The sequence below is a fragment of the Streptomyces sp. NBC_01176 genome (genome assembly GCF_045039825.1).
In the GTDB taxonomy this organism is placed as follows: domain Bacteria; phylum Actinomycetota; class Actinomycetes; order Streptomycetales; family Streptomycetaceae; genus Streptomyces.
The window spans coordinates 7,884,614-7,907,307 of record NZ_CP108600.1; the positions used below are offsets into that span (position 1 = coordinate 7,884,614).

General features: G+C 66.2%; 15 protein-coding genes, 3 rRNA genes and 1 riboswitch. Of the genes, 15 read left to right on the plus strand and 3 right to left on the minus strand.

Going from position 1 to position 22,694, the window contains the following annotated elements:
• Positions 1–173: 173 nt before the first annotated feature.
• A complete protein-coding gene (locus tag OG199_RS34215) occupies positions 174–2,141 on the plus strand; it encodes an acetoacetate--CoA ligase (protein WP_356800789.1) in 1,968 nt (655 codons plus the stop codon).
• 253 nt (positions 2,142–2,394) lie between these two features.
• Positions 2,395–3,288 carry a hypothetical protein gene (locus OG199_RS34220; protein ID WP_405832717.1) on the plus strand — a complete coding sequence of 298 codons (894 nt, stop codon included), beginning with the start codon at positions 2,395–2,397 and terminating at the stop codon, positions 3,286–3,288.
• Positions 3,289–3,360: 72 nt separating this feature from the next.
• Here the strand turns inward: OG199_RS34220 and ptsP are convergent, their stop codons facing one another.
• On the minus strand, positions 3,361–5,031 hold the full coding sequence (gene ptsP, locus OG199_RS34225; RefSeq protein WP_356800787.1) for a phosphoenolpyruvate--protein phosphotransferase: 1,671 nt from the start codon (positions 5,029–5,031) through the stop codon (positions 3,361–3,363).
• 77 nt (positions 5,032–5,108) lie between these two features.
• On the minus strand, positions 5,109–5,558 hold the full coding sequence (locus OG199_RS34230; RefSeq protein ID WP_356800786.1) for a PTS glucose transporter subunit IIA: 450 nt from the start codon (positions 5,556–5,558) through the stop codon (positions 5,109–5,111).
• A 669-nt stretch (positions 5,559–6,227) separates the two neighbouring features.
• On the opposite strand from OG199_RS34230, the gene OG199_RS34235 reads away from it, so the two are divergent.
• From OG199_RS34235 to OG199_RS34295, 13 genes are all read left to right on the plus strand, one after another.
• Positions 6,228–7,753, plus strand: a 16S ribosomal RNA gene (locus OG199_RS34235).
• A 314-nt stretch (positions 7,754–8,067) separates the two neighbouring features.
• Positions 8,068–11,189, plus strand: a 23S ribosomal RNA gene (locus OG199_RS34240).
• 86 nt (positions 11,190–11,275) lie between these two features.
• Positions 11,276–11,392: ribosomal RNA gene (gene rrf / locus OG199_RS34245) — 5S ribosomal RNA — on the plus strand.
• The 16S, 23S and 5S rRNA genes sit together here, the layout of an rRNA operon.
• Before the next feature lie 186 nt (positions 11,393–11,578).
• Positions 11,579–12,187, plus strand: a complete 609-nt coding sequence (locus OG199_RS34250) for a CDP-alcohol phosphatidyltransferase family protein (RefSeq protein ID WP_356807409.1) — start codon at positions 11,579–11,581, stop codon at positions 12,185–12,187.
• A 116-nt stretch (positions 12,188–12,303) separates the two neighbouring features.
• Positions 12,304–14,799, plus strand: coding sequence for a mannose-1-phosphate guanyltransferase (locus OG199_RS34255; protein ID WP_266697583.1), 2,496 nt, complete (start codon positions 12,304–12,306; stop codon positions 14,797–14,799).
• Between the two features lie 144 nt (positions 14,800–14,943).
• The gene (locus tag OG199_RS34260; RefSeq protein ID WP_405832718.1) at positions 14,944–15,849 is read left to right on the plus strand and encodes a DUF881 domain-containing protein; all 906 of its coding nucleotides are present in this window, start codon (positions 14,944–14,946) and stop codon (positions 15,847–15,849) included.
• Positions 15,846–16,178: a small basic family protein gene (locus tag OG199_RS34265; RefSeq protein WP_148007916.1), complete on the plus strand. Its 333-nt coding sequence runs from the start codon at positions 15,846–15,848 to the stop codon at positions 16,176–16,178. Before OG199_RS34260 ends, OG199_RS34265 begins: the two co-directional genes overlap by 4 nt.
• A 5-nt stretch (positions 16,179–16,183) precedes the next feature.
• Positions 16,184–17,044: a DUF881 domain-containing protein gene (locus OG199_RS34270; protein ID WP_356807416.1), complete on the plus strand. Its 861-nt coding sequence runs from the start codon at positions 16,184–16,186 to the stop codon at positions 17,042–17,044.
• A gap of 61 nt (positions 17,045–17,105) precedes the next feature.
• Entirely contained in the window at positions 17,106–18,071 is a 966-nt protein-coding gene (locus OG199_RS34275; protein WP_266697580.1) for an FHA domain-containing protein, read from the plus strand.
• A 42-nt stretch (positions 18,072–18,113) separates the two neighbouring features.
• Positions 18,114–18,854: a MerR family transcriptional regulator gene (locus tag OG199_RS34280; RefSeq protein ID WP_356807418.1), complete on the plus strand. Its 741-nt coding sequence runs from the start codon at positions 18,114–18,116 to the stop codon at positions 18,852–18,854.
• Positions 18,855–18,939: 85 nt separating this feature from the next.
• Positions 18,940–19,413, plus strand: a complete 474-nt coding sequence (locus tag OG199_RS34285; RefSeq protein WP_006123076.1) for a bifunctional nuclease family protein — start codon at positions 18,940–18,942, stop codon at positions 19,411–19,413.
• A 269-nt stretch (positions 19,414–19,682) separates the two neighbouring features.
• The gene (locus OG199_RS34290) at positions 19,683–20,357 is read left to right on the plus strand and encodes a MerR family transcriptional regulator (RefSeq protein ID WP_405832720.1); all 675 of its coding nucleotides are present in this window, start codon (positions 19,683–19,685) and stop codon (positions 20,355–20,357) included.
• A gap of 142 nt (positions 20,358–20,499) precedes the next feature.
• A complete protein-coding gene (locus tag OG199_RS34295) occupies positions 20,500–21,906 on the plus strand; it encodes a DNA polymerase IV (RefSeq protein WP_356807422.1) in 1,407 nt (468 codons plus the stop codon).
• Positions 21,907–22,016: 110 nt separating this feature from the next.
• Here OG199_RS34295 and OG199_RS34300 read toward each other — a convergent pair whose 3' ends face one another.
• On the minus strand, positions 22,017–22,388 hold the full coding sequence (locus OG199_RS34300) for a PRC-barrel domain-containing protein (RefSeq protein ID WP_401806451.1): 372 nt from the start codon (positions 22,386–22,388) through the stop codon (positions 22,017–22,019).
• Positions 22,389–22,502: 114 nt separating this feature from the next.
• Positions 22,503–22,598: riboswitch (glycine riboswitch) on the plus strand.
• Positions 22,599–22,694 lie beyond the last annotated feature (96 nt).

Below are 22,694 nucleotides of genomic sequence, written 5' to 3' on the forward strand. Positions count from 1 at the left end.
GTTCAACTTCCGTTCACCCGTGGTGAGGGCACATCTTCATGTCGCCGACTATGTGTGGCGCACCCTGGTGCTGAAGTCGATCACATGGCATCGTCCCTGTCAGCCGCGCGACGCGCACACCCCAGCTCGTGCGCGACCGACGCACACGACGCGCACAGTCCGGGAGCCGCCCCATGTCCACCGCGAACCCCTCACCGCTCTGGGAGCCCGATCCGGAGCGCATCGCCCAGGCACGGATCACGAAGTTCCAGGCCTGGGCGGCCGAGCACCACGGAGCCCCGTCCCACGGTGGCTACGCGGCACTGCACCGCTGGTCGGTGGACGAACTGGACACGTTCTGGAAAGCCGTCACCGAGTGGTTCGACGTGCGTTTCTCGACCCCCTACGCGCGCGTGCTCGGCGACCGGTCGATGCCCGGCGCCGAATGGTTCCCCGGAGCGACCCTCAACTACGCCGAGCACGCCCTGCGCGCGGCCGGAACCCGCGCGGACGAACCGGCGCTCCTGTACGTCGACGAGACCCACGAGCCGACCCCCGTGAGCTGGTCCGAGCTGCGCCGTCAGGTCGGCTCCTTGGCCGCCGAGCTGCGCGCCCTCGGAGTACACCCGGGCGACCGCGTCAGCGGCTATCTCCCCAACGTTCCGCAGGCCGTGGTCGCCCTGCTCGCCACGGCCGCCGTCGGAGGCGTGTGGACCTCCTGCGCCCCCGACTTCGGAGCCCGCAGCGTCCTCGACCGCTTCCAGCAGGTCGAACCCGTCGTGCTCTTCACGGTCGACGGCTACCGCTACGGCGGCAAGGAGCACGACCGCCGCGACGTGGTCGCCGAGCTGCGTGGCGAACTGCCCACCCTGCGCGCCGTCGTACACATCCCGCTGCTCGGCACCGAGGCCCCCGAAGGCGCCCTGGACTGGTCCGCGCTGACCTCCGCCGACGTGGAACCGGTCTTCGAACCGGTGCCGTTCGACCACCCACTGTGGGTGCTCTATTCCTCGGGAACGACCGGCCTGCCCAAGGCGATCGTCCAGTCCCAGGGCGGCATCCTCGTCGAGCACCTCAAGCAGCTCGGACTGCACTGCGACCTGAGCACCGAGGACCGCTTCTTCTGGTACACGTCCACCGGCTGGATGATGTGGAACTTCCTCGTCTCCGGCCTGCTCACGGGCACCACGATCGTCCTGTACGACGGCAGCCCCGGCTACCCGGACACCGGCGCCCAGTGGCGTATCGCCGAACGTACGGGAGCGACCCTCTTCGGTACGTCCGCCGCGTACGTCATGGCGTGCCGCAAGGCGGGGGTGCACCCCTCACGCGACGTCGACCTCACGCGCGTGCGATGCGTCGCGACCACCGGCTCGCCCCTGCCGCCCGACGGTTTCCGCTGGCTGCACGACGAAGTGGGGGAGGACCTGTGGATCGCCTCCGTCAGCGGGGGGACCGACGTGTGCTCCTGCTTCGCGGGCGCCGTGCCCACCCTCCCCGTGTACATCGGCGAGCTCCAGGCGGCGGGCCTCGGCACGGACCTCCAGTCCTGGGACCCCAGCGGCAAACCCCTCATCGACGAAGTCGGTGAGCTCGTGGTCACCAACCCGATGCCCTCCATGCCCATTCGCTTCTGGAACGACCCCGACGGCAGCCGGTACCACGACAGTTACTTCGACACCTATCCCGGAGTGTGGCGTCACGGCGACTGGATCACCGTCACCTCGCGGGACTCCGTGATCATCCATGGCCGCTCGGACTCCACGCTCAACCGCCAGGGCGTGCGCATGGGGTCGGCCGACATCTACGAAGCCGTCGAACGCCTCCCCGAGATCAAGGAGTCGCTCGTCATCGGCATCGAACAGCCCGACGGCGGCTACTGGATGCCCCTCTTCGTCCACCTCGCCCCCGGAGCCGCACTCGACGAAGCCCTGCTGAACCGCATCAAGCAGACGATCCGCGAACAGCTCTCCCCGCGCCATGTCCCCGACGAGGTCATCGAGGTCCCGGGCGTCCCGCACACGCTCACCGGCAAACGCATCGAGGTCCCGGTCAAGCGCCTGCTGCAGGGCGCTCCCCTGGACAAGGCGGTCAACGTCGGCTCCGTGGACAACGTCGAACTGCTGAGGTTCTACGAGGAACTGGCCCGCGAGCGCGGCTGACCGGCCGGCGCGGCCAACCTGCTCGGACGGCCTCGGTCTCGCACAGCCCGCCCGGCGCGGCACCGGTCGACTCGCTGTCACCGCGCCCGTCGAGCCGCGCTCGCCGGCCGCACAGCTTCGGCCCACCCATCCACCCCTGTGACCTGCCTGTTCCCTCACGAAACGGTCCGCGAGCACCTCGCCCGCGGACCGTTGTCAGTGCCGCCGGTTACTGTGAGTGAGCATTGATCGACTGTGCACACAGGGGGAAACAATGGCGCACACCGACCACCCGACCATGCGACGCGTCCTGCGCCGCGAAATCGCCGGCACGATCGGTCTCCTGACCGACGCGCACGACTTCACGGCGATGCGGCGCTACCGCACCTTCACCTTCGACGACCACACGGCCTACCTCCAGCAGGTGGAAGCCCTGCTGCGGACCCTCGCCGCCCAGGGCAGCCACACCACGGTGGCACTCTTCGACCCCGAGGAGTACGCGGAGTTCTGCGTCGACAACGGCCTGGAACCCGACGCCGCCGCCAGCCGCACCCGGTTCACCGCCGAACTGGCCGCCACCGGCTCCACCGTTCCCTACCGCGGCCAGCCTCTCGCCGAACTCGTTCCGGACCTGATCGACGAAGCCGTCCGCAAAGCGACCTGGGAGTACGCGACGACGCTCCTGGCCCGCGTCGGCACCTGCGCCTCCTGTGGAGAGGACATCGGACGCGCGTCCTTCGCCCGGGCCTCGCGCCTGCTCGCCCGGGTCCTCGACACCGCGGGTCCCGGCGAGCGCCATCTCGTGTGCAGCGTCTCGACCGCACCCGAAGCACTCGTCGCCGCGCTCCGAGCCCACGACGACGCCGAGGGCACCGCCCGCCTCGACGAAGCGGAAGCCCTGGAATTCACCACGGTCCTCGCCCTCGGCATCGCCACCGGGAGCCCCGGCGGCCTCGTCATGCGTACCACCGCCCCCGGCATGACCGACCGCGTCTACGGGTGGCGCCTGCGCGCCGACGGACTGGAGCCCCTCACCGCCGGCGAGGTCTTCGACGCCTACTGCACCGACGTCGCGTCCGGAGACCTCGTCCCACCGGAGTCGGGCGTCGACTACTGCGTACCGCCCGACCTCGGCCCCGAAGGCAGGACGACGGACCACACCCACTGAACGCGAAGGGGGCGCCCCACCCGCAGGTGGAGCGCCCCTCGTCAGGCGAACCTCGCTGGGCGAGGAGGCCCGTCACTCGCCGGAGAGCACCGCCTGAGCCGCCGTGCGCGCCTCCTCGGCCGTGTCCGCGGCACGTGCGGCCGCGGCGGCACGCTCGCACTGCGCGAGCGTGTACTTGGCGAGCGTCGCCCGGACGTAGGGAATCGACGCGGCACCCATCGACAGGGAGGTGATCCCCAGACCGGTCAGGACACACGCGAGCAGCGGGTCCGACGCGGCCTCACCGCAGACACCACAGCTCTTGCCCTCGGCCTTCGCCGCCTCGGCGGACAGCGCGACCAGGTCGAGCAACGCGGGCTGCCACGGGTCCTGCAGCCGCGACACCGCGCCCACCTGCCGGTCCGCGGCGAAGGTGTACTGCGCGAGGTCGTTGGTGCCCAGGGACAGGAACTCGACCTCTTGCAGAATCGATCGCGCCCGCAGCGCGGCCGACGGGATCTCCACCATGGCACCGAACTTCGCCCGCAGACCGGCGGCTCGGCACGCGTCGGCGAACGCCTTGGCGTCGATGCGGTCCGCGACCATCGGAGCCATCACTTCGAGGTAGACCGGCAGCCCTTCCGCGGCCTTCGCCAGCGCCGTCAGCTGCGTGCGCAGCACGTCGGGGTGGTCGAGCAGCGTGCGCAGACCGCGCACGCCCAGCGCCGGGTTGGGCTCGTCCGCCGGAGTCAGGAACTCGAGCGGCTTGTCCGCGCCCGCGTCCAGCACACGCACCACGACACGCCCCTCGGGGAACGCCTCGAGCACCTGCCGGTACGCCTCTACCTGCTTCTCCTCCGAGGGCGCCTGCTTGCTGTCGTCCAGGAAGAGGAACTCGGTACGGAACAGACCGACACCTTCGGCACCGGCCTCCACGGCGGCCGGCACGTCGGACGGTCCACCGACGTTGGCGAGCAGCGGCACCTTGTGTCCGTCGGAGGTGGCGCCGGGACCGGTCGAGACGGACAGCGCCGCCCTGCGCTCCTCCGCGGCGGCCTGCAGCTGCGCCCTCTTCTCGGCGCTCGGTTCCACGAAGATCTCACCGGTGCTGCCGTCCACAGCGATCACGGTGCCCTCGGCGAGTTCACCTGCACCGGGCAGCGCGACCACGGCGGGCACGCCGAGGGCCCGCGCCAGAATCGCGCTGTGGCTGGTCGGCCCGCCCTCCTCGGTGACGAAGCCGAGCACGAGGGTGGGGTCGAGCAGTGCCGTGTCCGCGGGGGCGAGGTCCCGGGCGATGAGGACGTAGGGCTCGTCACTGTCCGGGACTCCCGGCATGGGTACGCCGAGCAGCCGGGCGACGATGCGGTTCCGCACGTCGTCGAGGTCCGCCACACGACCGGCGAGATACTCGCCGGCACCGGCCAACAGAGCCCGGTAGGAAGCGAATGCGTCGTAGACCGCGCGTTCGGCCGTGCTGCCGACGGCGATACGCCGGTCGACGTCCGCCATCAGCTCGGGGTCCTGGGCCATCATGGCCTGCGCCTCTAGTACGTGCTGGGCCTCGCCGCCCGCCAGATTGCCGCGCGCAATGAGGTCGGCCGCCACCGCCTCGACGGCCTTGCGGGCGCGCCCCTGTTCGCGCTCCGCGTCTTCTGCTGGGATCTGCTTGGCAGGCGGTTCAAGGACCGCCGTTCCCATGTGCCGAACCTCGCCGATCGCCACACCGTGGCTCACGCCGACGCCTCGCAGCGTTGTCTCCATCTCACCCGTCTCCGATAGTGCGGCGGGTCCCGCCGCCGCGGTGGTTGTGCGATGTGCCGTCGAGGACGGCACGGAGGTCACTGCCAGGCGAAGAGGGTGTCGCCGGATTTCACGTCGCCGTCCTCGCGGACGTCGGAGAGGGAGTCGGCCGTGGCCTCGAGTGCCACGACCGGGCAGATCGGCGACTTGCCGGCCTGCTCTACCGCAGCCGGGTTCCAGCGCAACACGGCCTGACCGCGCGTCACGGTGTCTCCCTTGTTGACGAGCAGCTCGAAGCCCTCGCCATTGAGCTGCACGGTGTCGATGCCCAGGTGCGTGAGCACCCCGTGACCCTGTTCGTCGACGACGACGAAGGCGTGGGGGTGGAGCGACACGATTACCCCGTCGACGGGAGAGACAGCCTCCGAGGGCTCACGCACGGGATCGATCGCCGTACCGGGGCCGACCATCGCCCCGGAGAAGACGGGATCGGGTACCGCGGCGAGTCCGATGGCGCGTCCTGCAAGAGGGGACGTAACGGTGGTCATGGGAAGCCTCCCGGGGGTGGAGATGCATGAGGGGCCGTCACTGCCTGTCCGGGACGGCGCACTGTTTGAGCAGGGTATGTCATATGAAGTGCCGGTTCTGCACGAGAGGTTCCGGTTGACAGACGTAGAGCACGGCGCAAACGATTTGCGCCCGCTCCGAGGCCCCCTGTACAGTCGTACTCCTGCTTGAGGCTGAGCGGCGCGTCCAAGCGTCGTTGCCTGGCAGCACCCAACTTGTCAGATCCTATCTCGGGGTCTCCTTCTGCATGTCTGCAGGACGGTGGTCAGAGAGACAGGAAAACACTGATAGTGTTTGGAACCGCCGGAAAGGGAAACGCGAAAGCGGAAACCTGGAAAGCGCCGAGGAAATCGGATACGGAAACGGTCTGATAGAGTCGGAAACGCAAGACCGAAGGGAAGCGCCCGGAGGAAAGCCCGAGAGGGTGAGTACAAAGGAAGCGTCCGTTCCTTGAGAACTCAACAGCGTGCCAAAAATCAACGCCAGATATGTTGATACCCCGTCTCCGGCCGATCGGTCGGGGCGAGGTTCCTTTGAAAAAGTCCCGCTCCTTGACTGGGGTGGGCGCACAGCGAGGACGCTGTGAACCGGGAGGATTATTCCTCTTCCTGGTTCCGCTCTCGTGGTGTCGTCCCGATTACGGGAAAACATTCACGGAGAGTTTGATCCTGGCTCAGGACGAACGCTGGCGGCGTGCTTAACACATGCAAGTCGAACGATGAAGCCCTTCGGGGTGGATTAGTGGCGAACGGGTGAGTAACACGTGGGCAATCTGCCCTTCACTCTGGGACAAGCCCTGGAAACGGGGTCTAATACCGGATAATACCTGCCTGGGCATCTGGGTGGGTTGAAAGCTCCGGCGGTGAAGGATGAGCCCGCGGCCTATCAGCTTGTTGGTGAGGTAGTGGCTCACCAAGGCGACGACGGGTAGCCGGCCTGAGAGGGCGACCGGCCACACTGGGACTGAGACACGGCCCAGACTCCTACGGGAGGCAGCAGTGGGGAATATTGCACAATGGGCGAAAGCCTGATGCAGCGACGCCGCGTGAGGGATGACGGCCTTCGGGTTGTAAACCTCTTTCAGCAGGGAAGAAGCGAAAGTGACGGTACCTGCAGAAGAAGCGCCGGCTAACTACGTGCCAGCAGCCGCGGTAATACGTAGGGCGCAAGCGTTGTCCGGAATTATTGGGCGTAAAGAGCTCGTAGGCGGCTTGTCACGTCGGGTGTGAAAGCCCGGGGCTTAACCCCGGGTCTGCATTCGATACGGGCTAGCTAGAGTGTGGTAGGGGAGATCGGAATTCCTGGTGTAGCGGTGAAATGCGCAGATATCAGGAGGAACACCGGTGGCGAAGGCGGATCTCTGGGCCATTACTGACGCTGAGGAGCGAAAGCGTGGGGAGCGAACAGGATTAGATACCCTGGTAGTCCACGCCGTAAACGGTGGGAACTAGGTGTTGGCGACATTCCACGTCGTCGGTGCCGCAGCTAACGCATTAAGTTCCCCGCCTGGGGAGTACGGCCGCAAGGCTAAAACTCAAAGGAATTGACGGGGGCCCGCACAAGCAGCGGAGCATGTGGCTTAATTCGACGCAACGCGAAGAACCTTACCAAGGCTTGACATACACCGGAAAGCATTAGAGATGGTGCCCCCCTTGTGGTCGGTGTACAGGTGGTGCATGGCTGTCGTCAGCTCGTGTCGTGAGATGTTGGGTTAAGTCCCGCAACGAGCGCAACCCTTGTTCTGTGTTGCCAGCATGCCCTTCGGGGTGATGGGGACTCACAGGAGACTGCCGGGGTCAACTCGGAGGAAGGTGGGGACGACGTCAAGTCATCATGCCCCTTATGTCTTGGGCTGCACACGTGCTACAATGGCAGGTACAATGAGCTGCGAAGCCGTGAGGCGGAGCGAATCTCAAAAAGCCTGTCTCAGTTCGGATTGGGGTCTGCAACTCGACCCCATGAAGTCGGAGTTGCTAGTAATCGCAGATCAGCATTGCTGCGGTGAATACGTTCCCGGGCCTTGTACACACCGCCCGTCACGTCACGAAAGTCGGTAACACCCGAAGCCGGTGGCCCAACCCCTTGTGGGAGGGAGCTGTCGAAGGTGGGACTGGCGATTGGGACGAAGTCGTAACAAGGTAGCCGTACCGGAAGGTGCGGCTGGATCACCTCCTTTCTAAGGAGCACTTCTTACCGATCCCTCCGGGGTGAGGTCAGAGGCCACTACGTCGGCAAACGTTCGACGGTGGTTGCTCATGGGTGGAACGTTGATTATTCGGCACTTTCAGTCATCTCGGGCTGCCAGTACTGCTCTTCGGAGCGTGGAAAGCTGATCATGAGTGGCGAGGGTGTCGGGCACGCTGTTGGGTGTCTGAAGGTACGGCCGATTTTGGCTGCCTTCAGTGCCGGCCCCAGTGAACTTGCCTTCAGGGCAGGGTGATGGGTGGTTGGTCGTTGTTTGAGAACTGCACAGTGGACGCGAGCATCTGTGGCCAAGTTTTTAAGGGCGCACGGTGGATGCCTTGGCACCAGGAACCGATGAAGGACGTGGGAGGCCACGATAGTCCCCGGGGAGTCGTCAACCAGGCTTTGATCCGGGGGTTTCCGAATGGGGAAACCCGGCAGTCGTCATGGGCTGTCACCCTTGCCTGAACACATAGGGCAAGTGGAGGGAACGCGGGGAAGTGAAACATCTCAGTACCCGCAGGAAGAGAAAACAACCGTGATTCCGGGAGTAGTGGCGAGCGAAACTGGATGAGGCCAAACCATATGCGTGTGAGACCCGGCAGGGGTTGCGTATGTGGGGTTGTGGGATTTCTCTTTCACGGTCTGCCGGCCGTGAGACGAGTCAGAAACCGTTGATGTAGGCGAAGGACATGCGAAAGGTCCGGCGTAGAGGGTAAGACCCCCGTAGTCGAAACGTCAACGGCTCGTTTGAGAAACACCCAAGTAGCACGGGGCCCGAGAAATCCCGTGTGAATCTGGCGGGACCACCCGCTAAGCCTAAATATTCCCTGGTGACCGATAGCGGATAGTACCGTGAGGGAATGGTGAAAAGTACCGCGGGAGCGGAGTGAAATAGTACCTGAAACCGTGTGCCTACAAGCCGTGGGAGCGTCGGATATGTGCTTGCACATATCTCGTGACTGCGTGCCTTTTGAAGAATGAGCCTGCGAGTTTGCGGTGTGTTGCGAGGTTAACCCGTGTGGGGAAGCCGTAGCGAAAGCGAGTCCGAATAGGGCGATTTAGTAGCGCGCTCAAGACCCGAAGCGGAGTGATCTAGCCATGGGCAGGTTGAAGCGGCTGTAAGAGGTCGTGGAGGACCGAACCCACCAGGGTTGAAAACCTGGGGGATGACCTGTGGTTAGGGGTGAAAGGCCAATCAAACTCCGTGATAGCTGGTTCTCCCCGAAATGCATTTAGGTGCAGCGTCGTGTGTTTCTTGCCGGAGGTAGAGCACTGGATAGGCGATGGGCCCTACCGGGTTACTGACCTTAGCCAAACTCCGAATGCCGGTAAGTGAGAGCGCGGCAGTGAGACTGTGGGGGATAAGCTCCATGGTCGAGAGGGAAACAGCCCAGAGCATCGACTAAGGCCCCTAAGCGTACGCTAAGTGGGAAAGGATGTGGAGTCGCACAGACAACCAGGAGGTTGGCTTAGAAGCAGCCACCCTTGAAAGAGTGCGTAATAGCTCACTGGTCTAGTGATTCCGCGCCGACAATGTAGCGGGGCTCAAGCGTACCGCCGAAGTCGTGTCATTGCAGCAATAGGGCCAACGCCTGCTGTGATGGGTAGGGGAGCGTCGTGTGCCGGGTGAAGCCGCGCCGGAAGGCAGTGGTGGACGGTTCACGAGTGAGAATGCAGGCATGAGTAGCGATACACACGTGAGAAACGTGTGCGCCGATTGACTAAGGGTTCCTGGGTCAAGCTGATCTGCCCAGGGTAAGTCGGGACCTAAGGCGAGGCCGACAGGCGTAGTCGATGGATAACCGGTTGATATTCCGGTACCCGCTGTGAAGCGTCAAACATTGAACCAGGCGATGCTAAGTCCGTGAAGCCGCCCTGGAGCCTTCGGGCAAAGGGGAGTGGTGGAGCCGATGGTCCAGACCTGTAGTAGGTGAGTGATGGGGTGACGCAGGAAGGTAGTCCATCCCGGGCGGTGGTTGTCCCGGGGTAAGGGTGTAGGCCGTGTGATAGGTAAATCCGTCGCACATCAAGGCTGAGACCTGATGCCGAGCCGATTGTGGTGAAGTGGATGATCCTATGCTGTCGAGAAAAGCCTCTAGCGAGTTTCATGGCGGCCTGTACCCTAAACCGACTCAGGTGGTCAGGTAGAGAATACCGAGGCGTTCGGGTGAACTATGGTTAAGGAACTCGGCAAAATGCCCCCGTAACTTCGGGAGAAGGGGGGCCATCACTGGTGATCCGATTTACTCGGTGAGCTGGGGGTGGCCGCAGAGACCAGCGAGAAGCGACTGTTTACTAAAAACACAGGTCCGTGCGAAGCCGTAAGGCGATGTATACGGACTGACGCCTGCCCGGTGCTGGAACGTTAAGGGGACCGGTTAGTCAAACTTCGGTTTGGCGAAGCTGAGAACTTAAGCGCCAGTAAACGGCGGTGGTAACTATAACCATCCTAAGGTAGCGAAATTCCTTGTCGGGTAAGTTCCGACCTGCACGAATGGCGTAACGACTTCTCGACTGTCTCAACCATAGGCCCGGTGAAATTGCACTACGAGTAAAGATGCTCGTTTCGCGCAGCAGGACGGAAAGACCCCGGGACCTTTACTACAGTTTGATATTGGTGTTCGGTTCGGCTTGTGTAGGATAGCTGGGAGACTTTGAAGTCATGGCGCCAGCCATGGTGGAGTCGTCGTTGAAATACCAGTCTGGTCGTGCTGGATGTCTAACCTGGGTCCGTGATCCGGATCAGGGACAGTGTCTGATGGGTAGTTTAACTGGGGCGGTTGCCTCCTAAAGAGTAACGGAGGCGCCCAAAGGTTCCCTCAGCCTGGTTGGTAATCAGGTGTTGAGTGTAAGTGCACAAGGGAGCTTGACTGTGAGACCGACGGGTCGAGCAGGGACGAAAGTCGGGACTAGTGATCCGGCGGTGGCTTGTGGAAGCGCCGTCGCTCAACGGATAAAAGGTACCCCGGGGATAACAGGCTGATCTTCCCCAAGAGTCCATATCGACGGGATGGTTTGGCACCTCGATGTCGGCTCGTCGCATCCTGGGGCTGGAGTCGGTCCCAAGGGTTGGGCTGTTCGCCCATTAAAGCGGTACGCGAGCTGGGTTTAGAACGTCGTGAGACAGTTCGGTCCCTATCCGCTGTGCGCGTAGGAATATTGAGAAGGGCTGTCCCTAGTACGAGAGGACCGGGACGGACGAACCTCTGGTGTGCCAGTTGTCCTGCCAAGGGCATGGCTGGTTGGCTACGTTCGGGAGGGATAACCGCTGAAAGCATCTAAGCGGGAAGCCTGCTTCGAGATGAGTATTCCCACCCCCTTTGAGGGGTTAAGGCTCCCAGTAGACGACTGGGTTGATAGGCCGGATCTGGAAGGCGGGTAACCGCTGGAGGTGACCGGTACTAATAGGCCGAGGGCTTGTCCTCAGTTGCTCGCGTCCACTGTGTTGGTTCTGAAACCACGAACAACCGTCGTAGCTTTGCCACGGCTCCGGTTGACAGTTTCATAGTGTTTCGGTGGTCATAGCGTGAGGGAAACGCCCGGTTACATTCCGAACCCGGAAGCTAAGCCTTACAGCGCCGATGGTACTGCAGGGGGGACCCTGTGGGAGAGTAGGACGCCGCCGAACAAATTTTAGAGCTCCGGCTCTCGGGCAAATACGCCCGAGAGCCGGAGCTTTTTTTGTTTTCCAGGCTTTCCCAGCCGTCCTGCAAGGGTGTTTCGCGGCGGGGCGCACACCCGCCGCGTCGCGGTGCCAGGGCTGCGGGTAAGGTCAGGGGGCATCGTTGGCACATTTCCCACAGGAGGCCCCCGGGTGGAGGTCCAGGAGACCCGCGTTCAGACGGACCGGGTCCTCACCATCCCGAACATCCTCAGCATGGCACGCCTGGTCGGCGTACCCATCTTCCTGTGGCTGATCCTCAGGCCGGAGTTCGGAGGCCCCAAGAGCGACGGCTGGGCCCTGCTCGTGCTCATGCTGAGCGGCATCAGTGACTATCTCGACGGGAAGCTCGCACGGCGCTGGAACCAGATCAGCAGCCTCGGCCGGCTGCTGGATCCCGCGGCCGACCGCCTCTACATCCTGTCCACTCTCGTCGGCCTCACCTGGCGCGAGATTCTGCCGATCTGGCTGACCGCCGCACTTCTCGCGCGCGAACTGGTCCTGCTGGTCATGGTGGGCATCCTCAGGCGCCACGGCTATCCGCCGCCGCAGGTGAACTTCCTGGGGAAGGCCGCCACCTTCAACCTGATGTACGCCTTCCCGTTGTTGCTGCTCAGCGACGGACACGGATGGATCGCGTCACTCGGTGCGATTTTCGGATGGGCGTTCGCCGGGTGGGGTACAACCCTGTACTGGTGGGCAGGAGTCCTGTACATGGTGCAGGTCCGCCGGCTTGTCCGGACGGACACCATGGCCGATTGAGCTCGGCCCGAAGGGGCAGTTGAAGCCCCCCGATGGCCCGCGCTCGAAAACTGCGGGACAATCTGGACGGGTGAAGTCGGCTAGTCCGTCGTCTCTTAAAGGAGGACGCTTCCGACATGAAGGCCGTAGTGATGGCCGGAGGCGAAGGTACTCGCCTTCGTCCCATGACCTCAAGCATGCCCAAGCCGCTCCTGCCCGTGGCCAACCGCCCGATCATGGAGCACGTGCTCAGGCTGCTCAAAAGGCATGGGCTCAACGAGACCGTCGTGACTGTTCAGTTCCTGGCCTCTCTGGTCAAGAACTACTTCGGTGACGGCGAAGAGCTCGGCATGGAGCTCACCTATGCCAATGAGGAGAAGCCACTCGGTACTGCCGGTAGCGTCAAGAACGCCGAAGAGGCGTTGAAGGACGACACCTTCCTGGTGATCTCCGGCGATGCCCTGACCGACTTCGATCTCACGGATCTCATCAATTTCCACAAGGAAAAGGGTGCGCTGGTCACCGTCTGCCTGACGCGTGTCCCCAACCCCCTCGAATTCGGCATCACCATCGTCGACGAAGAGGGCAAGGTCGAGCGCTTCCTGGAGAAGCCGACCTGGGGTCAGGTCTTCTCGGACACGGTGAACACGGGTATCTACGTCATGGAGCCCGAAGTCTTCGACTACGTCGAGGCGGATGTCTCCGTCGACTGGTCGGGCGATGTCTTCCCTCAGCTGATGAAGGAAGGAAAGCCGGTCTTCGGATACATCGCCGAGGGCTACTGGGAGGACGTGGGCACCCACGAGAGCTACGTGAAGGCGCAGGCCGACGTCCTGGAGGGCAAGGTCGACGTCGAGATCGACGGCTTCGAGATCTCCCCGGGCGTGTGGGTCGCCGAGGGCGCCGAAGTGCACCCCGACGCCGTGCTGCGCGGCCCGCTCTACATCGGGGACTACGCGAAGGTCGAAGCGGACGCCGAAATCCGTGAACACACGGTCATCGGCTCCAACGTCGTCGTCAAAAGCGGCGCCTTCCTGCACCGAGCCGTCGTGCACGACAACGTGTACGTCGGCCAGCACAGCAATCTTCGAGGCTGTGTCATCGGCAAGAACACCGACATCATGCGGGCCGCACGGATCGAGGACGGCGCCGTCATCGGCGACGAATGCCTCGTCGGCGAAGAATCGATCATTCAGGGAAACGTACGCGTCTACCCGTTCAAGACCATCGAGGCCGGCGCATTCGTCAACACCTCGGTGATCTGGGAGTCGCGCGGTCAGGCGCATCTCTTCGGAGCGCGCGGTGTGTCCGGCATCCTCAATGTGGAGATCACTCCGGAGCTGGCGGTGCGCCTCGCGGGAGCGTATGCGACGACGCTCAAGAAGGGCTCCACGGTCACCACGGCCCGTGACCACTCCCGAGGCGCGCGGGCATTGAAGAGGGCGGTCATCTCGGCGCTGCAGGCCAGCGCCATCGACGTACGCGACCTGGAGAACGTACCGTTGCCCGTGGCCAGGCAGCAGACGGCGCGAGGCAGCGCGGGCGGGATCATGATCCGCACGACACCCGGGGTGCCGGACTCCGTCGACATCATGTTCTTCGACGGGGAAGGCGCCGACCTGTCACAGGGTGGGCAGCGCAAGCTCGACCGGGTGTTCGCGCGACAGGAGTACCGGCGCGCGTTCCCCGGTGAGATCGGGGACCTGTACTTCCCGGCCAGCGTCTTCGACTCGTACACGGGCTCCCTGCTCAGGAACGTGGACACGACGGGTGTCGCCGAGTCGGGGCTGAAGGTGGTCGTGGACGCCTCGAACGGCAGTGCCGGTCTGGTGCTTCCCAGCCTGTTGGGCAAGCTCGGTGTCGACTCCCTGACCATCAACCCCGGCCTCGACGAGTCCAGGCCGACGGAGACCGCCGACACCCGGCGAGCCGGACTGGTACGGCTCGGCGAGATCGTCGCGTCCGCGCGCGCCGCGTTCGGAGTGCGCTTCGACCCGGTGGGCGAGCGGCTCTCGCTGGTCGACGAGAAGGGACGGATCGTCGAGGACGACCGGGCTCTCCTCGTGATGCTCGACCTGGTGGCCGCGGAACGCCGCAGCGGGCGAGTGGCGCTGCCGGTGACCACCACGCGCATCGCCGAGCAGGTGGCGGCCTATCACGGCACCCAGGTGGAGTGGACGACCACGTCGCCGGACGACCTGACCCGGGTCGGACGGGACGAGTCGACGATCTTCGGCGGTGACGGACGCGGCGGCTTCATCATCCCGGAGTTCAGCAGTGTGTTCGACGGTGCGGCCGCCTTCGTCCGCCTCATCGGACTGGTGGCGCGGACGCAGCTCACGCTCAGCCAGATCGACGCGCGGATTCCGCGGGCGCACGTGCTCAAGCGAGATCTCGCGACTCCCTGGGCGGTCAAGGGCCTCGTGATGCGCCGGGTCGTGGAGGAAGCGGGGGACCGGTTCGTGGACACCACCGACGGTGTTCGCGTCGTGGAGGCCGACGGGCGCTGGGTGATGGTGCTGCCCGACCCCGCCGAGGCCGTGACGCATCTCTGGGCCGAGGGCCCCGACGTCGCGTCGGCGGAGGCCCTGCTCGATGAGTGGGCCGCCGTCGTGGACAGCGCCGGCCGCTAGCCGCGAACAGGCGGCGTTCGCCTTGTCGAGCGAACGCCGCCTGCCTCGGAGCCGGCACACGCGCATGCCGGACAGGTGTCCCCAAGGGGGCCTGCCCGGCACGTGGGTGGGGCCATTCGGAGGTAGCACCCACGACGTGCGACGATGTGCGGCATGCCGCAGCAGCCCCCCATTCGGAGCACACCTCCGCGCCCCCCGCGCCCGGACGCCTCCATGTCGCTGCTCACCAACGTCATGGACCACAGCCTCGACGACGGATACGCCGAGGCGGCCGCCCGCAAGAAGACCGAGGGCGCCGGCGGCATGCCGAAGACGGTACGGGCGAAGCTCGGTCTCGCCGCCGGTCTCGTGCTCGCCGCCCTGGTCGTGACCGTGGGAGCGGCCAACGCGCGGATCGCGGCGCCCGTTGTGGCCAAGGAGCGCCAGGAGCTCATCGACCGGATCCAACGCGAGACCTCGTCCGCGGACAAGCTCGAGAGCAGTGTCGACGCCCTGCGCGACGACGTGAGCGCCCGGCAGCGCGAGGCACTGAAGAAGCAGGGGGGCGGCGACCAGGCCGACCTGGTCGACGTCCTGTCGGGTGCCGTCGCCGTGCACGGTCCCGGCGTGAAGCTGGTCGTGAACGACGCCAAGGAAGCCACCCAGGGCGGTGACGGTGATCCGCGTGAGACCAACGGGTTCTCGGACACCGGCCGGGTCCGCGACCGTGACATGCAGCGGGTCGTCAACGGGCTCTGGGAGTCCGGCGCGGAGGCCGTGTCGATCAACGGACAGCGGCTGACGGCGCTCTCGGCGATCCGGGCCGCCGGAGACGCGATACTGGTCGACAACAAGCCGCTGGTGCCGCCCTACACGGTGCTCGCGGTGGGGGACGGCGAGCGGCTCAGCACCAGGTTCCAGAACAGTGCCGACGGGCTGTATCTTCACGCCCTTCAGGAGAACTACGGCATCCGGACCAGCATCTCCGTCGACGACGACGTCCGTTTGTCCGCCGCACCAAGTGTGATCGTACGTACAGCACAGCCGAGCACAGAGAAGGGCACATCGTGATCGCCGTACTGGGCCTCGTCGTGGGAGTCGTGGCTGGATTGTTGGTCCGGCCCGAGGTTCCGGTGATCGTGGAACCCTACCTTCCGATCGCCGTCGTGGCGGCGCTCGACGCCGTCTTCGGAGGCCTGCGCGCGATGCTCGACGGCATCTTCGACGACAAGGTCTTCGTGGTCTCGTTCCTGTCGAACGTGGTCGTCGCGGCGCTGATCGTCTTCCTGGGCGACAAGTTGGGCGTCGGTGCCCAGCTCTCCACCGGTGTCGTGGTCGTCCTCGGTATCCGTATCTTCTCCAACGCCGCGGCGATCCGTCGGCACGTGTTCCGGGCGTGAGGCCGATGAGCAACGAGGATGAGACCCCCGACAACCGACTGCGCAGGGAACTTCCCGAGGAGGTTCCGGCCGCGGCCGCCGAGAACTCGGCTCCCCGACAGCAGGGCGCGCCCCCGCCGGACGACGCGGAGGGCGTCCCGGCGCTGACCGGCCGTCAGCGGCTGGTGAAGGGGGTGTGGCCGCCGAGAGTGTCCCGTGCGCAACTCATCGTCGCGCTGCTGCTGTTCGGCCTCGGCTTCGGCCTGGCCGTCCAGGTGGCGTCCAACAGCGACAGTGGCAGCGCGCTGCGTGGCGCACGTCAAGAGGATCTCGTACGTATCCTCGATGAACTCGACAACCGTACTCAGCGTCTTGAAGACGAGAAGCAGGGTCTCGAAGATCAGCGCACCGAGCTGGAGAACAGCTCGAACCAGGCTGCCGAGGCGCGCAAGCAGACGGCCGAGAAGGAGAAGCAACTCGGCATTCTGGCGGGCACGGTGGCGGCGCAGGGACCCGGCATCACGCTGACGATCAACGATACGAAGGGGACGGTCAAGGCGGACATGCTGCTTGACGCGATCCAGGAGCTGCGCGCGGCCGGTGCGGAGGCGATTCAGGTGAACGGTGTGCGGGTTGTCGCCAGCACCTATCTGAGCGATTCCGGCAAGGGCGTGAGCGTGGACGGGAACAAGATCACCCAGCCCTATCGTTTCAAGGTCATCGGCAAGCCGCAGGACCTCGAGCCGGCGCTCAACATCCCCGGAGGCGTGGTGCAGACTCTGGAGAAGGAGCAGGCCACCGTCACGGTGGAGCGTGCGACGAAGATCGTTGTGGATGCCTTGCGGGCCGCGAAGCTGCCTGACTACGCTCGGTCCTCCTCCCAGTGAGCCGGGGGCGCATGGGGGTGGTGCGGCGAGGGCATGAGGTTGCGGGGGGTCGGCGCACCGAATGGGTGGTGCGTGGTGGAAACTGTCTGGTGGATACGGACGTTGTGAGGATGTCCGGGTCGACCGGTGTGTGCAATCAGGGTTCGTCCTGCCCCACGGGCGGGTCTGTTTCGGTCAAGGGGAATCGCCCGTGAAGTTGTTTGCGAAGTTGTTCGGCAAGAGCGCACGCGAGGGCGGCGACAACGCCCGGCACCGTGCACCACGCCATGGAGACGTGGAGGGCCAGGGTGGCGAGCGCCCGCTGTTCCGGGACCAGGTCGCTGGTCCGGGCGGCGACATTTCCGGTGGTCAGGGCGCGCCGTCTGTTGACCCTGCCCAGTCCGGCCGCATAGGTTTCGGGGAACCGTCAGCCTCAAGTACGGGTGGAGGGTTCGCTGCCGACCCGTACGCGTCTCATGTCCCTGGGGGGCAGCCGCGGCAGGAGGATCCCATGTCGGCCCTGGTGTGTACGAGGTGCGGTAACCGCAACGCGGAAAACAGCCGTTTCTGTTCGAACTGCGGTGCGCCGCTGCGGCCCGGGGCGGTCCCGGAGCGTGCGTCCGAGACGACGTCGACGATCTCCATCTCGGGCCTCGAGGCCTACGATGCCGAGGTCACCGGTCAGACGCAGATGCCCACGCTCTCTCCGGAGGCGCAGGCCGCCGTCGACGCCCTGCCGCTCGGCTCGGCGCTCCTGGTGGTCCGCCGCGGTCCGAACTCGGGCAGCCGCTTCCTCCTGGACGGTGAGCTGACCACGGCCGGGCGCCATCCGCAGAGCGACATCTTCCTCGACGACGTGACCGTGTCGCGTCGGCATGTGGAGTTCCGTCGTGCCGCGGACGGTTCGTTCACGGTCGCCGACGTGGGCAGCCTGAACGGGACGTACGTCAACCGGGAGCGGATCGACTCGGTTCCGCTGTCGAACGGCGACGAGGTGCAGATCGGTAAGTACCGGCTGGTCTTCTACGCGAGCCAGCGAGGTATCTGACCCTTCCCCAGACTCCGTCCGGGGGGACCCCCAGGAAGGTCCATGCTTCGAACACCGAGCGGCGGTGCCGGCAACGGTACCGCCGCAGCGGACAGTGGGCTGATGAGCATCGGCGCGGTGCTGAACGCGCTGCGTGACGAGTTCCCCGAGGTCACCATCTCCAAGATCCGGTTCCTGGAGTCGGAGGGGCTCATCGAGCCGCGGCGGACGCCCTCGGGGTATCGCAAGTTCAGCGCGGACGACGTCGAGCGGCTCGGGCACGTCCTGAGGATGCAGCGGGACCACTATCTTCCGCTGAAGGTCATCCGCGAGCACCTGGACGCCCTGGAGCGCGGCGAGCCCGTACGACTGCCCTCCCTGGGACGTCAGCGCGACGGGGGCGACGCGGAGCTGCCGGAGCCCGACGCGCCCACGGCGGTGCGGGTGGGCCGGTCGGAGCTGCTGGCCGCCGCCGAGATCGGCGAGCAGGAGCTGCAGGAGTGGGAGTCGTACGGGCTCATCGCCCCACTGGCGGAGGGGACGTACGACGCCGAGGCGGTGACGGTCGCCGCACTCGTCGTCGAGCTGGGGCGGTTCGGTATCGAGCCACGCCATCTGCGGGCGATGAAGGCCGCCGCCGAACGGGACGCGGGGCTGGTGGACCAGGTGGTGGCCCCGCTGAGGCGCCACCGCAATCCGCAGACCAGGGCGCACGCGGAAGCGCGTACGAAGGAGCTGGCGGGGCTCACGGTGAGGCTGCACGCCGCACTGGTGCAGACCGCGCTGGGCGTAAGGCTGCCCTGACCTCGGGGCCTGACAGTCGGCCGGATCGCCCACCCGTTCTGTGCTCGACTACCCAAACGTCCCGGGCACGGCCTAGGGTTGCTGTGTGAACGAGCTCGATGTCGTAGGTGTCCGGGTCGAAATGCCCTCCAACCAACCGATCGTGCTCCTGCGTGAAGTGGGAGGCGATCGCTACCTCCCCATCTGGATCGGACCGGGGGAGGCGACGGCGATCGCCTTCGCCCAGCAGGGCATGGCCCCCGCACGACCGCTGACCCACGACCTGTTCAAGGACGTGCTGGAAGCCGTCGGCCAGGAGCTCACCGAGGTGCGCATCACCGATCTGCGCGAGGGGGTCTTCTACGCGGAGCTGGTGTTCGCCAGCGGGGTCGAGGTCAGCGCCCGTCCGTCCGACGCCATAGCGCTGGCGCTGCGCACCGGAACGCCGATCTACGGCAGTGACGGGGTGCTCGACGACGCGGGAATCGCGATTCCGGACGAGCAGGAGGACGAGGTGGAGAAGTTCCGGGAGTTCCTCGACCAGATCTCGCCCGAGGACTTCGGGACCAACAGCCAGTGACGGGGCGGGTGCCGCGGCCGGGCGCCCGGACACCCGTTCCCGCAGCTGTGCCGCGTCACGGGATCGGAGTAGTCCGGTCGGCAATTGCCCGTGGCGACTGTGGCGCGCTGCGGCTCACTCCGAGAGCATTCGGCTAGCCTTTCCCCGCGGTGGGACACGGGAAACCACTCTCAGGGTGATTATCACTCGGCGTGCCGAGTGTGGCGATCGTTGACGCACCCCTGGTGACTGCCTACCGTCGAGAAGGCAGGTCAAGGACGGAGGTCGGCGTGAGAAGCAGCGGCGACGGTACGGCTGGGGGTGCCCCCGGACGCGGTCTGGGGGAGAGCGGCCCGTACCCTCCCCCAAGCTCTCGGCTCGGCTCGAGCAGGGGGTACCCCCATCACGACAGCACGGCCGACCACGTTCCACAGCGGCCGACAGCGGTGCCGGGCGAGGGCGGGACGGCTGCCGAGGAGATCGGCTACCGGGGACCCACGGCGTGCGCCGCCGCGGGCATCACCTACCGGCAGCTCGACTACTGGGCCAGGACGGGTCTGGTCGAGCCGAGTGTGCGGCCCGCCTACGGGTCGGGGACGCAGCGGTTGTACAGCTTCCGGGACGTGGTGGTCCTGAAGATCGTGAAGCGGTTCCTCGACACGGGAGTGTCGCTGCAGAACATCCGCACCACGGTCCAGCACCTCAGGGAGCGCGGCTTCCGGGACCTGGAGCGGATGACGCTGATGAGCGACGGCGCGACCGTCTACGAGTGTTCCTCGCCCGACGAGGTCCACGCCCTGCTCCAGGGCGGCCAGGGCGTTTTCGGGATCGCCGTGGGCGTGGTGTGGCGGGACGTCGAGAACGCCCTCTCCCAGTTGCACGGGGAGCGGGTGGACACGGGCGAGACGCTCGTCGGACACAACCCCGTGGACGAGCTGGCACGCCGGCGCAACCGAGCGGTCTGAGGGCCGGGGCGGTCCGACGGTCCGCGCGGCCGGGGGTCGGTGCGTTCCGGCGTCGCGATGTTGCCCGGTTCGGCGGGCGGCGCGGTGAGCGGGGGCGCCCGAGTGCCGGGGGATGTCAGTGGCGTAGGGCAGCATCGGGGGTGTGAGAAACGCGCCCACGATCCTGCATCTCGACATGGATGCCTTCTTCGCCTCTGCGGAGCAGGCGTCCAAGCCGAGCCTGCGGGGGAAGGCCGTCGTGGTGGGCGGCCTCGGACTGCGCGGCGTGGTAGCCACCGCCTCCTACGAGGCCCGTGTCTTCGGGGTGCACTCGGCGATGCCCATGGCCCAGGCGCGCAGGCTCGCGCCGAACGCCGCGTATCTCGTGCCGCGCTTCGGGCTCTACCGGGAGATCAGCGACCAGGTGATGGGGCTGCTGCGGACGCTGTCCCCCCTGGTGGAGCCGCTGAGCCTGGACGAGGCCTTCGTCGATCTGGAGGCCGGGGGAACGGCCTGGGACGACGCCTCCGCGCGGCTGGCCGGGGTGAAGCTGCGCGCGGACATCCGGGCCGTCACGGGCCTGACGGGCTCCGTGGGGCTCGCGGCCTCCAAGATGCTCGCCAAGATCGCCTCCGAGCAGGCCAAGCCCGACGGCCTGGTGGTGATCGAGCCGGGGACGGAGCGCGCGATGCTCGGACCGATGCCGGTGCGGACGCTGCCGGGCGTGGGGCCCGCCACCGGGGATCATCTGCGGCGGGGCGGGATCAACACGGTCGACGAGATCGCCGAGGCGGGCGAGGACGAGCTCGTACGGCTGCTGGGCAAGGCCCACGGGCACGCGCTGTACGCGATGGCGCTGGCGCGCGACGAGCGGCCCGTGGTGGCCGAGCGGGAGACGAAGTCCGTCTCGGTCGAGGACACCTACGACGTGGACATCCATGACCGCGTACGGGTCGGGCTCGAGGTGCAGCGGCTCGCCGACCGGTGTGTGCAGCGGCTTCGCCGGGCGGGGTTGTCGGGACGGACCATCGTGCTCAAGGTGCGCAGATACGACTTCTCGACGCTGACCCGGTCCGAGACGCTCCGGGGGCCCACGGACGACCCCGCGGTCGTCCGGGAGGCGGCCGGGCGGCTCCTGGAGGCGGTGGATACGACGGGGGGCGTACGCCTGCTGGGTGTCGGCGTCTCGGGGCTCGCCGACTACACGCAGGAGGACCTCTTCGCGCAGGCCCAGGCACAGGCCAGGGCCGCGCAGGAGGAGACGGCGGCGCAGGAACACCCCGACGAGGAGGCGCCGGAGGAACCGGCCGCCGAACAGGTGCCGGCGGCCGAGCGGCGCTGGCCCGCGGGGCACGACGTGCACCACGCCGAGTACGGGCACGGGTGGGTGCAGGGCAGCGGGCTGGGAAGGGTGACGGTGCGGTTCGAGACGCCCGACTCGGAACCGGGGCGGGTGCGGACGTTCCGTACGGACGACGCGGCCTTGGAGCCGGCGGACCCGCTGCCGTTGGTGCCCCGAAGACCCGAGGACTCGTCCGGTGTGTCCGCCGCTGCGCCCGGGAGGGCATGAGCCCGTCCGGCATTCGGCCGGGGACGGGCCGGGCGGCGCGGGCCGTCGGCGGCCGGTCGCCAGGTCCGCCGTACGCCGGACGCGGTCACCCGCGCTGCCGAAGGGGTGCCTCAGACATCGTCCGTTCCCGCCAGGCGGCCGAAGTCGCGGTCCGGCGGAGGGGCCGGGGGAGTCACGTCGAGTCCGTAGTGGTGGTACAGCTGGAGTTCCTGCTCCGGAGAGAGATGACGGCCCACGCCGAAATCGGGGGCGTCCTTGATCAGGGCGCGTTCGAAGGGGACGCGCAGGCTGCCCTCGACGAGTTCGCTGGGCTCCAGGGGCACGAAGGCGTCCCTGCTGAACAGGCCCGTACGTATGGCGGCCCACTCCGGTATGCCGGTCGCGTCGTCCAGGTAGACCTCGTCGACCGTGCCGATCTTGGCGCCATTGCGGTCGAGCGCCTTGCGGCCGATCAGATTGCGCGGATCGATGTCGGTCTGCACGGGCCCTCCACTCGATTGCAACTCATCCGTAGGCACTACGAAAGAGCACATTCGTGACGGTGGCCACTCGAAAGCCCGTGCGTTGTTCACGCTGGTACCCTGGCAAACGGCTGCTGATCCCGTGCGGGAGAGTCCTCCAGACACCATCGGAGGCGCCGAAGGAGCAAATCCTCCCCGGAATCTCTCAGGCTCACGTACCGCACGGACGAGGTCACTCTGGAAAGCAGAGCGGGGCTGACGCCTTCCGCTCTCACCGACGGTGAAAGCCGGGTCGCAGCGAGCGGGCGGACCGGTGAAGCTCTCAGG